The sequence below is a fragment of the Pseudomonas sp. B19125 genome (assembly GCF_044218855.1).
In the GTDB taxonomy this organism is placed as follows: domain Bacteria; phylum Pseudomonadota; class Gammaproteobacteria; order Pseudomonadales; family Pseudomonadaceae; genus Aquipseudomonas; species Aquipseudomonas edaphica.
Window position 1 is genome coordinate 3706062 of the sequence record NZ_CP162589.1, and the last position, 12566, is coordinate 3718627.

The 12566-nt window shown below is 56.3% G+C and carries 15 protein-coding genes and 2 pseudogenes; 15 read left to right on the forward strand and 2 right to left on the reverse strand.

The features are described from left to right. Positions 1-196: 196 nt before the first annotated feature. The 3 genes from AB4P96_RS16830 to AB4P96_RS16840 all read left to right on the forward strand — a co-directional run bounded on the left by AB4P96_RS16830 (position 197) and on the right by AB4P96_RS16840 (position 1449). Positions 197-799: a hypothetical protein gene (locus AB4P96_RS16830; protein WP_099602351.1), complete on the forward strand. Its 603-nt coding sequence runs from the start codon at positions 197-199 to the stop codon at positions 797-799. A gap of 29 nt (positions 800-828) precedes the next feature. Then, positions 829-1143 (forward strand): hypothetical protein, encoded by a 315-nt coding sequence (locus AB4P96_RS16835; protein WP_371919444.1) that lies wholly within the window; start codon positions 829-831, stop codon positions 1141-1143. Positions 1144-1242: 99 nt separating this feature from the next. Beyond that, a complete protein-coding gene (locus AB4P96_RS16840) occupies positions 1243-1449 on the forward strand; it encodes a hypothetical protein (protein WP_234010447.1) in 207 nt (68 codons plus the stop codon). Between the two features lie 614 nt (positions 1450-2063). Here the strand turns inward: AB4P96_RS16840 and AB4P96_RS16845 are convergent. Then, positions 2064-2990 carry a LysR substrate-binding domain-containing protein gene (locus AB4P96_RS16845; protein ID WP_065890976.1) on the reverse strand — a complete coding sequence of 309 codons (927 nt, stop codon included), beginning with the start codon at positions 2988-2990 and terminating at the stop codon, positions 2064-2066. Positions 2991-3157: 167 nt separating this feature from the next. Between AB4P96_RS16845 and AB4P96_RS16850 the strand changes: the two genes are divergently transcribed. The 12 genes and pseudogenes from AB4P96_RS16850 to AB4P96_RS16905 form a co-directional block, all read left to right on the forward strand. Then, on the forward strand, positions 3158-4021 hold the full coding sequence (locus AB4P96_RS16850; protein ID WP_065890977.1) for a glycine betaine ABC transporter substrate-binding protein: 864 nt from the start codon (positions 3158-3160) through the stop codon (positions 4019-4021). A gap of 140 nt (positions 4022-4161) precedes the next feature. Beyond that, positions 4162-4905 carry an HAD-IA family hydrolase gene (locus AB4P96_RS16855; RefSeq protein WP_065890978.1) on the forward strand — a complete coding sequence of 248 codons (744 nt, stop codon included), beginning with the start codon at positions 4162-4164 and terminating at the stop codon, positions 4903-4905. 12 nt (positions 4906-4917) lie between these two features. Continuing rightward, positions 4918-6219: an NAD(P)/FAD-dependent oxidoreductase gene (locus tag AB4P96_RS16860; RefSeq protein WP_395599820.1), complete on the forward strand. Its 1302-nt coding sequence runs from the start codon at positions 4918-4920 to the stop codon at positions 6217-6219. A gap of 67 nt (positions 6220-6286) precedes the next feature. Beyond that, positions 6287-6586 carry a hypothetical protein gene (locus tag AB4P96_RS16865; protein ID WP_395599821.1) on the forward strand — a complete coding sequence of 100 codons (300 nt, stop codon included), beginning with the start codon at positions 6287-6289 and terminating at the stop codon, positions 6584-6586. Next, the gene (locus AB4P96_RS16870; RefSeq protein ID WP_083213986.1) at positions 6583-6948 is read left to right on the forward strand and encodes a cupin domain-containing protein; all 366 of its coding nucleotides are present in this window, start codon (positions 6583-6585) and stop codon (positions 6946-6948) included. The genes AB4P96_RS16865 and AB4P96_RS16870 overlap by 4 nt, the downstream gene beginning before the upstream one ends. 66 nt (positions 6949-7014) lie before the next feature. Next, positions 7015-7245 carry a hypothetical protein gene (locus AB4P96_RS16875; RefSeq protein WP_395600984.1) on the forward strand — a complete coding sequence of 77 codons (231 nt, stop codon included), beginning with the start codon at positions 7015-7017 and terminating at the stop codon, positions 7243-7245. A gap of 68 nt (positions 7246-7313) precedes the next feature. Further along, complete coding sequence (locus AB4P96_RS16880) at positions 7314-7595, forward strand: hypothetical protein (RefSeq protein WP_065890982.1); 282 nt, start codon at positions 7314-7316, stop codon at positions 7593-7595. 242 nt (positions 7596-7837) lie between these two features. After that, positions 7838-8917: a tartrate dehydrogenase gene (locus AB4P96_RS16885; RefSeq protein WP_395599822.1), complete on the forward strand. Its 1080-nt coding sequence runs from the start codon at positions 7838-7840 to the stop codon at positions 8915-8917. Beyond that, positions 8865-9098: a UxaA family hydrolase gene (locus tag AB4P96_RS16890; protein WP_256534790.1), complete on the forward strand. Its 234-nt coding sequence runs from the start codon at positions 8865-8867 to the stop codon at positions 9096-9098. Before AB4P96_RS16885 ends, AB4P96_RS16890 begins: the two co-directional genes overlap by 53 nt. Positions 9099-9133: 35 nt before the next feature. Beyond that, a complete protein-coding gene (locus AB4P96_RS16895) occupies positions 9134-10615 on the forward strand; it encodes an NAD-dependent succinate-semialdehyde dehydrogenase (RefSeq protein WP_395599823.1) in 1482 nt (493 codons plus the stop codon). A gap of 30 nt (positions 10616-10645) precedes the next feature. Then, positions 10646-10815, forward strand: a pseudogene (locus AB4P96_RS16900) (transposase); the annotation flags it as partial. After that, positions 10816-10950: pseudogene (locus AB4P96_RS16905) on the forward strand (aldehyde dehydrogenase family protein); the annotation flags it as partial. It lies immediately after the preceding pseudogene. A gap of 151 nt (positions 10951-11101) precedes the next feature. Here the strand turns inward: AB4P96_RS16905 and AB4P96_RS16910 are convergent. Continuing rightward, the gene (locus AB4P96_RS16910) at positions 11102-12526 is read right to left on the reverse strand and encodes a gamma-aminobutyraldehyde dehydrogenase (protein ID WP_395599824.1); all 1425 of its coding nucleotides are present in this window, start codon (positions 12524-12526) and stop codon (positions 11102-11104) included. Between the last annotated feature and the right edge of the window lie 40 nt (positions 12527-12566).

A 12566-nucleotide genomic window follows, 5' to 3' on the forward strand; every position in this document is an offset into this window, starting at 1 on the left:
CGACCCGCTAACCATTCAACGTGAATCGCTCCGGATTTCTTGGACAGTGAGCGACTGCTTTTGGCCGATTTCTGCCTGTCGCGACCGGTTGAAACCGATATCGTCGCGACGATTCAGCCACAAAATTTTCAGCCTTTACGCAATGCGCCTCCTCTTTTGCGGTCTGTAACCCTGACTCCGCAAAAGGAAAGGCTTCATGTCGATACGCCCTCTGCTCTGCCTGCTTGTATTGCCGTTGTTCGCAGGCTGCCAGTTTTTGCCCCATACCAACTACTTTACCGCGCCCGAAAACGAGCCTAACCCTGCCTGGGTACGTATCGTCGACTACACGCAGCACGCCGAAATTTACCAATACGAAAACGGCAAACGTTCGGGCGGCGCCGTTCGCACCGGCCCCCTGCCGTTCACCCACACACAGGACGTGGGCATGCCAAAGGCAGGGCAAGACCTTACATGGGACTATTACGAAACGCAGATCCGACCCGGTATCGAAACGCAAGTGGATCTATTCTGGGAGGGGACACGCACTCGTTCCTGCTATGTCTCGACGAAGTTCACGCCCCAAGCCGGACGCTATTACCAGTTCAGGCTGACATCCGGCTCATCAGGCAACTGTAGCTTGTACGCATCACTGATCGAGCGCGACAAGGAAGGAAGCGGTTGGCATCTCACGCCAAACCCGCAGGTGACCTATAACGGCGATGGACCGACGGCCAAAACCCATTACGAGAACAGCCGCTTTGAGAACCCCAATTATCGTCCACCCGCGGATCTCTATCCGGGGATAGACGTTTACTAAACAGGTAAACGACTACAAGGAATCGTTGATTGGCTAGCGCAAAATACTTCCGAATGATCGGTGAGCGAGCCTCAGAGGATCTGTTTGCATGGTCGGCATTTGTCGTGCAAACAGAATTCCTATGGCAAGACACGGCGTCAGTCCAGGACGCCGTCGCTTGGCAGCGTGTTTGGTTCGAGCTGGAAATACTCAACGGGCTTGCATTGGCGCAATGGGAGGATGAGGGAAAACCTGATAACTGGTCGTGCCGCTGGAACACCGACTATCGACAAGAAGCGGCGGTCCTGGCGAATGAGTTGTTGGAGCTGCTGTGCGATGCAGTCTGTTCAAAACATGCCGAATAGAAACTCGGCTGCTCAATGAACCTTTGTCTTTGGGGACTTGTCATTACGAAAATGGGCATGACCCGGTATATCCGGCTAGACCTGTCGCAAGGTGAGTATATGGAAGACATAGATGATTTTAGATTTAGATGCCACGAGCTACTAGTTGAGCTTGATGCCGCCAACACCAAAATGATGATGATGGTGGTCTCGAAGAGAGTTTCAGGGCCTGATTGGGATGAGGAAGTCAAAAAGCATCATGAAGCATACAAGGCCTGGAACTCTTTTCTTAATCCCGTTACCGTCCCTCCAGACGATCAGCATTAGTTCTTATTAAGTGGCCAGAAGGTTCCCGAACAATGGGGCTGGGCACGACCAAGTGTTGTAAATGCTTCTATCGTATCGGGCCGGAATCAGTCTGGGGTATCGCCATTGCCAGCTTTGCGTCGAAAGCGGCTTTTAGTAAATGGCGGCTAATGGCCGATGTGGGACCTTCGTGAGAGGCAGCAGTCGATGCGTTCAATGTGATGGACCTTGGAGCCATTTTTTGACGATAGCGTGATATGTGCCATCTTGCTTGATCCGATCCAATTCTGCCCTAAACCGTTCTACGGTTGCGTCTGGCGTAGCTGGACTGAAGGCCATGTACAGCCCTTCTTCACTTGATAGCTCGGGTAACGGCAGTGAACGCACCATCGTCATTTCAGGATCATCCCCATTCTTGCGCATGAGGTGAATGTGTTGGCGCTGCCCCTAGATTGAACTAGCTCCCGACGCAAGACTGCCCATCTTCAAACCTGCAAAAATAAACCACAGACAGTGATTTACGAGGAGTCAAATGGGGCAGAGAAATCTCAGCAACTGGGTCACCACGGCATCGGCGTCAACAATTACGCATCTGTAGCATAGCAATAGGCCAGCCCTATGCCGATAACTTGCGATCAAGGCAATTGCTCGGTCACTGATAGATCCCACCAAGTCTTAAAGATTTTCAGAGCCGCCATATTGCTACTCGCCTCATTGATCGCCATGTAATAACCCCGTGCAGTGCGATGCTCCAGATCCAATGGCTGAACCAACTGCCCGCTGTCGATATAGCTCTTGAGCATCCCGACGCAAGCGAGCCCGATACCCCGTCCCGACAATGTGGCATGGATCTGCTGTGCGTAATTGTTGTAGGCAAAGCGCGACGGCGGCAGCGGTCCCTCATAGCCCATTTGACTCAACCAGGTCGACCAGTCCACTACCGGCCAGTTGAAGCCCCGCCAGTGTTCGTGATCCAGATGCAATAGTCGCTCACCTACAAGGTGTTCCAGGCTCTCGATACGTTTGCCTTGCAGGTAAGCGGGGCTGCACAAGGGCACCATGTTCTCGTCAAACAGCCGAGTCATTCGGATGTGTTGAGACTGGCCTTCATCACCGCAGGTGAACGCCACATCGATTTGTTCCTCGCGCAAACTCACCTCGCGGTCCAGTGCCAGGATGCGGATCGGCACTTCGGGATGCGCTTCCTGAAACGCCTCCAGGCGCGGCATCAGCCAGTACGTCGAAAATCCGATGGTGGCGGTGATGGTCAACGCTTCCTGAGTGCCGCTGCGAATATCGTTCGCGGTCTGGGCGATACGCTCAAGGCTCTGATCTACTGCAGCATAAAGCCTCCGACCGGAGGCCGTGAGGCTGACCCTGCGATGCTCGCGCACGAACAGATCATGGCCGAGAAAATCCTCGACCTGTCGTATCTGACGGCTAACCGCTGCTTGCGTGATGCAGATTTCATTGGCCGCTGCGGTAAAGCTCAAAAGACGCGCGGCCGCTTCGAAAATCACGAGGCCATTTAGAGGAGGAAGGCGACGCCGAAGTTTTTCCATTACCAGAAGTCATCCAAAGCTGATCAATTAATTGTTTGTTCCGCCGTCTCGATCATGGCCAGATAGCCATCAGGGCGTCAGGCACGCCCCCGATGCTTACGTTGCCCACTATTCGATCTGCCTCCGTGCCATTACCAAGCAGTATCTTAATTTTTGGAGATAAGCAAATGCGCGTAAAGCAAGCGTTCAAGGTTTTATTGGGTGTCTTAGCGTGTTCAGTGTTGCACGTGATGCCAGCCAGCGCTGAGCAGCCACCGATCCGAATCGGCTGGATCAATTGGGCAGACGCGGAGATCACCGCCAAGCTGGCAGCAAAAGTGATCGAGGATCAGACCGGTCGGTCGGTCAAGCTGGTCATGGCTGATCTGGGCATCCAGTTTCAGGCGCTGGCCAACAAGAATGTCGATGTCATTCCAATGGTGTGGCTGCCCGGCGCTCATAAATCCTACTGGGAGAAATACAGCAGTCAGGTGGAAGATCTCGGCGTGATATACGACGGAAAGATCGGCTGGGCCATACCCGATAGCATTCCAGCCAGTGAAGTGTCGAGCATTGAGGACCTGAATAAACCCGGCATCGCCGAGAAATTCGGTAATCGCATCCTCTCGGCCGAAGCCGGCAACGGTCAGTACAAATTGTCGGAAAAGGCGATCACCGAATACGGCCTGAAGGGCTACAAACTCTTGGCGTCTTCAGAGGCGGGCATGCTGTCTGAGCTTGCGCGAGATCAGAGTCGCGAAAAATGGTCGATCATCAACGCGTGGAACCCCCATTGGATGTTCGCCAAATGGAAGCTTCGCTACCTCACCGACTCGAAACAGATCTTTGGTGGCACCGAACACATTCACGTGGTTTCTCGTTTGGGCTTCACCAAGGACGAACCGAAGGTCGCCACATTCCTGCGGCACTACACGCTACCGCTGAGCGATCTGGAAGCGATGCAGATGGAGGCTAAGGACAGTTCCGCCGATAAGGTTGTGGACGCTTACTACCTCAAAAACAAAGCGCGCTTCGCTGCGATGTTCAATTGACCGGGGCACTACGCCCAGCCTGATGCTTCAACCCTTTTGAATCGACACCTAGCACACGGTCGCGCCGTTGTGACGCATTCTTGTGCCCGCAATTCACTGCTTCAAAGGCAAACCCCACCATTCTGACCAGGAGATACATCATGAAAATGACAGATTTTAAAGTACTGACGTTCGACGTCGTTGGCACACTGATTAACTTCGAAGCCGGCATCCTTGCCGCAGTGCGCAATATTGGCGGGGCCAAGGCCCATGATATTTCGGATGACGCGATCTTCGATGCCTACAAGCGTGCCGATGATGTATATCGGGGGGAGATGCGTGCACCTAATCGCTTCATGTACACCATGAGCGACATCTACCAGGCTTTCGCTGCCGAACTGGGCTTGATCAGCGACAAGGCGGCAGGTGATCGTTTCCAGGCGTCGGTGGTGTCTTGGCCTGCCTTCGCCGACTCGGTGGATGCGTTGGCACGCCTGCGCAAGCATTTTCGTCTGGTGGCCATGACCAACGTCGACCGCACGTCGTTCTCGGCGTACCAGTACACACTGGGTCACCCGTTTCACGACAGCCTGACCTCGGAAGAGACCGGCGTTCACAAACCCGATCCGTTGTACTTCGCGTTCAACGAAGGGCGTCAATCAGCAGCAGGCTTCCAGAAGCGCGACATCCTGCATGTCGCTCAGAGCCAGTATCACGATATCGGCGTGGCGAGCGAAGCGGGTTACACCACCTGCTGGATTGAGCGTCGCCATGACATCGAAGGCTATGGCGCAACGCCGGTCCCTCCAAAGGTCACCAAGCCAGACTTCCATTTCCATTCGATGCAGCAGTTTGCAGATGCTGTCGAAGCAGAACTGGCTAACCCCGCCGCCCGCTTTTCTTAAGGACGCCCCGTCATGACTGCGCGCGCCCTGTTCCCGGATGTAGCGTCACTGTGGCAGGAAACGGCCATCGATCCACCGGTCCTCAAGCCTTTGGAGGGAGATCATCAATACGATGTGGTGATCGTCGGTGGTGGCTACACCGGACTGTCTACAGCGAGGTATCTGGCCGCGAAAGGACTGTCGCCGATTGTGTTGGAGGCCAGCCGGATCGGATGGGGAGCGAGTGGTCGTAACGGCGGTGTGGTGTCGGCTAAATACCGCCTGCCTCTGAGCCGAGTCGCCGCGCGCCATGGCCTTGAGATGGCGCAGATCATGCGGCGGCTGTCCCTCGAGTCAGTGGAACACATCGAAGAGCTGGTGGCGGCTTACTCGCTGGAGGCTGCGCAGTATCGCAAAAATGGCAGCCTGCATTGCGCGCACAACGCGACTTCCCTGGCGTACTGCGCACAGGAGGCGCATTGGTTGGCTGCTGAGCTGGGCGAGCGCTCTTTGCACGTTATGTCTGCCAGGCAGATGCAGGAAGAAACCGGCTCCCCGGACTTTGTCGGCGGGGTGCTGGACACTGGCGGAGGTGTGCTTCACCCGCTGAATTTCGCAAGAGGCTTTGCCCGTGGCCTGCAGGCAGAAGGCATAACGCTGAGTGAGTCATCACCGGTCACGGGTATACGCCGGGTTGCGAACGGCGTCGTAGTGCAAACCTCGCACGGGACGGTCACCGCGAAGCAGGTGGTGTTGGCAACCAATGGATATTCCACGCTGACCTCTGTAACAGATGCAGTTCGCCAGTGTGTGGTGCCTTTTCGCTCAGCAATGTTGGCGACGGAGCCTCTGACAGGGCAAGAGCTGCAGTTGCTGAGGCATGCTCGCAGCTACACCGAAACCCGCCGAATGATGCGCTGGTTTCGCATGGCTGGCGACCGTCTGCTGTACGGCGGTCGCGGAGCTTTTGGTACCGATGAGTCGAGTACCGCATACGAGGCGCTTCATAGGGCGATGATTAAGCAGTTCCCGACGTTGGCCGAGACTGCGATCAGCCATCGATGGTCGGGGCTGGTGGCTTTGACGGTCGACAGCGTGCCGCAGGTGGGGCGTCTGGATGACCGGATCGTATATGCGATGGGCTACAACGGCACTGGTGTGGCGATGTCTTCGTACATCGGTAAACACGTGGCCGAAGTCGTCGCAGGAAGCACACCTGAGCTGGGATTGATATGGGCGGACCGCGTTCGCCGCATCCCTTTTTATCCATTACGGGTGCCCGTGGTTCGGCTGGTTGCTGGCTGGTATCAGTTTCTGGATGCCATCGGGCGGTGATCCGGGCCTTCTTGTACAAACCATCTGATCAGGCAGCCCGTTTGCCTGTGTATACGGAGGTGAAGACATGGTCATGCTGTTGGAAAATGAAACCCCTTGTTTAAAGCTCGGCGATGATCTGACCGCCGAGTTAATGGAACTAAACGATGATCCACTCGCCATGTGGCTGGCCAGTTACATCGCGAGATTGATGCGCGAGTTGGAGCAAGCGCAGGATGCAGGCCAGGTCGCGCGAGCCAGCAACGCTTGCGTGGACGCCATTCTGAAACTCTGGGAGCACCGGGCATCGTTTCCCTCCCTGGGGCAGAACCGTTTCAGAAACGGCTCAGTCATCCACTCACCATTCAAATCGGTCGGCTGCCCATGAAGATAAAAATTATTGCTCAATCGTCTGTCGCACAGGGGTTGGAGTCTCTTGGCGCGCCCTTAAGATCGCTGAGCACACCCGCCCAGAACATGAGTGGCATGGAGGTTCACCTTGAAGGTGCGGCTGAAAACAAAACGGGAATATGGGAATGCACCCCGGGACGGTTTGAGCGTCAATTAACCGAAGCTGAAGTCATGCATATCCTGACGGGGGTTTGTACGTTTACACCCACTGATGGAGAACCTCTCGCTATAAAAGGCGGAGATACGCTGTTTTTTCCTCGAAATATCTCAGGTGTCTGGGAGATTCAGGAAACTCTGAGAAAGGTCTATGTGGTGTTTAAGCCCGCAGGCCCTACCTGACCTGATAACTGCGATCAGTCTCGATGGTCGGGACTTTTGACTTTGACGGTCGACAGCGTGCCCCAGGTGGGGGGTCTGGATGATCGGGTCGTGTATGCGATGGGCTACAACGGCACGGGTGTGGCGATGTCTTCGTACATCGGCAAACACGTGACCGAAGTAATCGCAGGAAGCTCACCGGAGCTAGGGTTGATGTGGGCGGACCGAGCTCGCCGAATCCCTTTTTATCCATTATGGGTACTCGTGGTTCGGATCGTTGCGGGCTGGTATCAGTTTCTGAGTGCCATCGGACGTTGATCCGGGCCTTCTTGTACAAACCATCTGAAACAGGCAAGCCGTTTGCCTGCGTATAAGGAGGTGAAGACATGGTCATGCTGTTGGAAAATGAAATTCATTGCTTAAAGCTCGGCGCTGATCTGACCGCCGAGTTAATGGAACGAAACGACGATCCACTCGCCAGGTGGCTGGCCAGTTACATCGCCAGGTTGATGCGCGAGCTAGAGGATGCTGAGGATGCAGGCCAGGTCGCGCGCGCCAGCAGCGCTTGCATGGATGCAATTCTGAAACTCTGGGAGCACCGGGCATCGCTTCCTTTCTGTCGGCAAGTCCATGCCAGAAACGGTCCTGCCACCCTCTCATTTGTATAGTTTGCTCGACGATTAAACGACAAATAATCGCTCAATCGGATGTCGCGCAGAGCTTGTGATCTGTTGGTAGCCATTCTAGGTTGCTGAGTACGCCAGTGCAGAAACTGAAAGAAACTCAGGTCATCGAGCATGCGCATGGATTTCCTAAAAACCAGGATTGGCTTTCTAGCAAGACTAATTGTTAATCCAAAGACACTGCAAACACTGAAATCCATGCCCCAATCAACCCAGGAGTCAAATCCATGAGCAGAACCCAGTACAAAATTGCAGTGATCCCCGGCGACGGTATTGGCAAGGAAGTGATGCCCGAAGGCGTGCGTGTACTCGACGCTGTGGCTGCCCGGTTCAATCTGGAATTGCGATGGGACTGGTTCGACTTCGCCAGCGCCGATTACTACCTGGCTCACGGCAAGATGATGCCGGACGACTGGTTCGACACCCTCAAGGGCTACGACGCTATCTACTTCGGCGCCGTGGGCTGGCCGGACGTGGTGCCTGACCACATTTCCTTGTGGGATTCGCTGCTGCAGTTCCGTCGTGAATTCGACCAGTACGTCAACTTGCGCCCCTGTCGTCTCATGCCCGGCGTGAAGGCCCCACTGGCGAACCGCAAGCCCGGCGACATCGATTTCTGGGTGGTGCGCGAGAACACCGAAGGCGAGTACTCCAGTGTCGGTGGCAAGATGTTCCCCGGCACCGATCGCGAGATCGTGCTGCAGGAAACCGTGATGACCCGTGTCGGCGTCGACCGTATCCTCAAGTTCGCCTACGACCTGGCGCAAAGCCGTCCGAAGAAGCACCTGACCTCGGCGACCAAATCCAATGGCATCGCGATCACCATGCCGTACTGGGATGAGCGCGTCGTGGAAATGGGCAACAAGTATCCCGACGTCAATGTCGACAAGTACCACATCGATATTCTCACTGCGAACTTCGTCCTGCACCCGGACTGGTTCGACGTGGTAGTGGCAAGCAACCTGTTCGGCGACATCCTTTCCGACCTGGGCCCTGCGTGCACCGGCACGATCGGCATCGCCCCCTCGGCCAACATCAACCCGGAGCGCAACTTCCCGAGCCTGTTCGAGCCGGTGCATGGTTCGGCGCCCGACATCGCCGGAAAAGGCATCGCCAACCCGGTCGGGCAGATCTGGTGCGGTGCGATGATGCTCGAACACCTGGGCCATCCCGAAGCGGGTGCCGCAGTGCTGACCGCGATCGAAACCGTGCTTGCGATGGGCCCGGAGAATGCACCCTTGACCGCCGACATCGGTGGCACCGGCGACACTGAATCGCTGGGCAAGGCCATCGCTGCTGCGGTCTGAAGACGAGAATAGCGACATTAATTGCGGCCTCATTCTGGACGATGAATTGTCGGTTGAGCAGATGGGGCAACGCATCTTCGAGCACATCCTGGAGGCGGCCTCAGGCGCCTCGACCAAGAGCGAATTGTTAGGGCTTGGGGATCACGAGTTCGTGCCCTGGCACCTGGGCATCGTCAGCTGAACCAACCTGTTTGCACACATTTAAGGAGCCTCGGCATGAGCTTGAAACTGACCCGCACTGACCTGATTCGAACGCAGAATTTCATTGGCGGCCATTGGCGCACCAGAGATCCAGAGGCGCTGCTGGCGGTCACCAACCCGGCCGACGACAGCTATATCTCCCAAGTGCCCGACAGCAATGCGATTGACGCCCGTGAAGCCGTCGATGCCGCGCATTCGGCTTTTGCTGCCTGGCGAAGCACCCCTGCCAAGCAGCGCGCGCAATTGATCAAACGCTGGAACGATCTAATTCTGGAGCATCAGGAAGACTTGGGTAGGCTCATATCCCTGGAGCAGGGAAAACCGCTCGCAGAGGGGCGCGGCGAAGTGATCTACGCCGCCAGCTATGTTGAGTGGTTCGCCGAGGAGGCGACGCGCTCTTATGGCGATGTGATCCCGGCACCGGTCTCGGGTCGCCGCATGACTGCAATCAAGGAACCTGTTGGCGTGGTCGCAGCGATCACCCCCTGGAATTTTCCGGCGGCGATGATTGCCCGCAAGATCGCGCCAGCACTGGCAGCCGGTTGCACCGTCGTCTGCAAGCCCGCCGAAGACACGCCACTGACGTCCCTGGCGCTTGTGCGCCTGGCGGAAGAAGCAGGTTTTCCGGCAGGAACACTGAACATCGTCACCGCTTCGCGCGAGCGTACCCCCGAAGTGGTAAACGCTTGGCTGGCGGATTCACGGGTGCGCAAAATAACCTTTACAGGGTCGACGCCAGTGGGCAAACATCTGGCCCGAATGTCAGCCGACACCTTGAAAAAGTGCTCGCTTGAACTGGGCGGCAATGCCCCATTCATTGTTTTTGATGATGCGGACCTCGATGCTGCAGTGGACGGCCTCATGGCCTCCAAATTTCGCAACGGCGGTCAGACCTGCGTGTGCCCCAATCGGATCTACGTGCAGAACGCTGTTCATGATCAATTCGTGCAAAAGCTAGTAGCAAGGGTCAGTGCGCTGAAGGTTGGGCCAGCCTCCCACGGCGATTCTCAGATTGGTCCGATGATCAACGGGCGCGCCATCGACAAGATCGCCCGCCACGTGGATGACGCTGTTTCTAAAGGCGCAGAAATCGCCACTGGCGGTCGACGTATTCGCGATGCTGTCGCAGACGGTCCGAACTACTACGCGCCGACAGTGTTGATCAATGCGACCTCGCACATGGAACTCTGCAATGAAGAGACATTCGGCCCCGTGGCACCCATTTTCCGCTTCACGACTGAAGCGCAAGTGATCGAACTGGCCAACGACACTCCATTCGGGTTGGCGGCCTACTTTTACACCCAGGATGTCAAACGCGTCTGGCGCGTATCGGAGGCGCTTGAGTACGGCATCGTGGGCATCAACGAAGGAGCTATCGCCGCAGAGGCCGCCCCGTTTGGGGGTGTCAAAGAGTCGGGGTATGGCCGTGAGGGTTCACGTTACGGCCTGGAAGACTACATGCACATAAAATACTTGTGTCAGGGCGGCTTGAACTAGTTCCGACAACTGCGACAGAGGCGTAAAGCTACCAGCCAGTTCTCGGACTTGGCAGCGGTGGTTTACGACTTCTGCCCTACTCGTGCCGGAGAACATGCTCGCAACTTCCTGAAAGACTGGAAGGGCAAGTTTGTCTGTGATGATTTGGCGGTTACAAGGCAAGCTTCGAACTTGGCGTTACCGAAATCGGCTGCATGGCCCAGACGCCGCTGACGGCGCTTAAGTTAGCCTCGTTAATAGCCACGGTTTTCCCTGCTGGCGTGGTCAATGTTGTGTTCGGACGCGGGCCCACTGTAGGAAAGCCGCTCACTACCCACGAGAAAGTGCGGATGGTCTGCTTCATGGATGAACAATATGTTTTGTCAGTCAGATAAGTGCTTCCACCTACTCGGCGTTGGCACTACGCGCAGCCTGCAAAAGCAAGACTGCGCGGTTGTGCGTTTCAGCATTCGTGTGGGCGGCTGCAGAGACGGCGCTAAAGTTCGGTCAGTGCTTGACCATCACGTGGCGAATCACGGTGTAATCCTCCAATCCGTACATCGACATGTCTTTGCCGTAGCCGGATTGCTTTACACCACCGTGTGGCATCTCGCTCATCAGCATGAAATGGGTATTGACCCAAGTGCAGCCGTACTGCAGGCGCGCCGCAAGACGGTGAGCTCGTCCTACGTCAGAGGTCCACACCGATGATGCCAGGCCATAATCAGAGTCGTTTGCCCAAGACAGTGCCTGCGCCTCGTCTTCAAATTCGGTCACGGAAACCACCGGGCCGAAAATCTCCCGGCGCACCACTTCGTCGTCTTGTCGCGCGCCGGCAAGTACCGTGGGTTCGAAGAAGTAACCGGGACCTTCCACGCGTTTCCCGCCCGTCACGACTTCTATGTGTGGCAGTAACCGTGCTCGATCCACGAAGCCGACAACACGGTCCAAGTGCTGTTGGGTGATCAGAGGCCCCAGCTCAGTCTCAGGATCATCCTGAAGACCAAACTTGATACTGGATACGGCGATGCCGAGCTTTTCAACGAGGCGAGCGTAAATGCCTTTTTGCGCATAGATCCGGCAGGCTGCGGTGCAATCCTGGCCGGCGTTATAGAAACCGAAACTACGTATGCCCTCTACAGCCCCATCGATGTCTGCGTCGTCGAAAATGATGACGGGGGCTTTGCCTCCCAATTCCATATGCATACGCTTAACGGTGTCAGCGGTGCCGGCGATGATATGACTGCCGGTGGCCACTGACCCCGTCAGTGAGACCATCCGCACTTTCTCGTGGGTAGTGAGCGGCTTTCCTACATTGGGCCCTCGTCCGAACACAACATTGACCACGCCAGCAGGGAAAACCGTGACCATTAACGAGGCTAACTTAAGCGCCGTCAGCGGTGTCTGTTCGGAAGGCTTGAGGACAACGGTATTGCCGGCCGCCAAGGCGGGAGCCAGCTTCCACGCGGCCATCATCAGTGGATAGTTCCAAGGCGCGATCGAGGCGACGACACCCACGGGATCGCGCCGAATCATCGAAGTATGGCCTGGCAAATACTCGCCCGCCGCCGAGCCTTGCAAACACCGACTCGCACCCGCGAAGAAACGAAACACATCGGACACGCCAGGCAGTTCGTCGCCCAAGACGGCCGCGTAAGGCTTGCCACAATTATTCGATTCCAGCCGGGCCAGTTCTACGGCATGGCTATCGATGAGGTCAGCCAGTTTGAGCAACAACAGCGAGCGATGCTTTGGCGTGGTCTGGGACCAGCTTTCGAAGGCGGCGTCAGCGGCTTGCACTGCGCAATCAACCTGCGCGGGCGTAGCCTCAGCAATGTCCACTAGTGCGGTCCCCAGAGAAGGGTTCATTACCGCGAGTCGCTCGCCTTCGCCTGCGACCAATTCGCCGTTGATGAGCATTTTAATGTGCATAGGCGTCTCCAATGAGTGCAGGCGCGAGATGCCTGCACTC

What these genes read in the sequence shown, in the direction of transcription:
- AB4P96_RS16830 (WP_099602351.1), top strand. Translation starts at nt 197, where the DNA reads ATGTCGATACGCCCTCTGCTCTGCCTGCTTGTATTGCCGTTGTTCGCA.
- AB4P96_RS16840 (WP_234010447.1), top strand. Translation starts at nt 1,243, where the DNA reads ATGGAAGACATAGATGATTTTAGATTTAGATGCCACGAGCTACTAGTT.
- AB4P96_RS16845 (WP_065890976.1), bottom strand. Translation starts at nt 2,990, where the DNA reads ATGGAAAAACTTCGGCGTCGCCTTCCTCCTCTAAATGGCCTCGTGATT.
- AB4P96_RS16850 (WP_065890977.1), top strand. Translation starts at nt 3,158, where the DNA reads ATGCGCGTAAAGCAAGCGTTCAAGGTTTTATTGGGTGTCTTAGCGTGT.
- AB4P96_RS16855 (WP_065890978.1), top strand. Translation starts at nt 4,162, where the DNA reads ATGAAAATGACAGATTTTAAAGTACTGACGTTCGACGTCGTTGGCACA.
- AB4P96_RS16860 (WP_395599820.1), top strand. Translation starts at nt 4,918, where the DNA reads ATGACTGCGCGCGCCCTGTTCCCGGATGTAGCGTCACTGTGGCAGGAA.
- AB4P96_RS16865 (WP_395599821.1), top strand. Translation starts at nt 6,287, where the DNA reads ATGGTCATGCTGTTGGAAAATGAAACCCCTTGTTTAAAGCTCGGCGAT.
- AB4P96_RS16870 (WP_083213986.1), top strand. Translation starts at nt 6,583, where the DNA reads ATGAAGATAAAAATTATTGCTCAATCGTCTGTCGCACAGGGGTTGGAG.
- AB4P96_RS16880 (WP_065890982.1), top strand. Translation starts at nt 7,314, where the DNA reads ATGGTCATGCTGTTGGAAAATGAAATTCATTGCTTAAAGCTCGGCGCT.
- AB4P96_RS16885 (WP_395599822.1), top strand. Translation starts at nt 7,838, where the DNA reads ATGAGCAGAACCCAGTACAAAATTGCAGTGATCCCCGGCGACGGTATT.
- AB4P96_RS16895 (WP_395599823.1), top strand. Translation starts at nt 9,134, where the DNA reads ATGAGCTTGAAACTGACCCGCACTGACCTGATTCGAACGCAGAATTTC.
- AB4P96_RS16910 (WP_395599824.1), bottom strand. Translation starts at nt 12,526, where the DNA reads ATGCACATTAAAATGCTCATCAACGGCGAATTGGTCGCAGGCGAAGGC.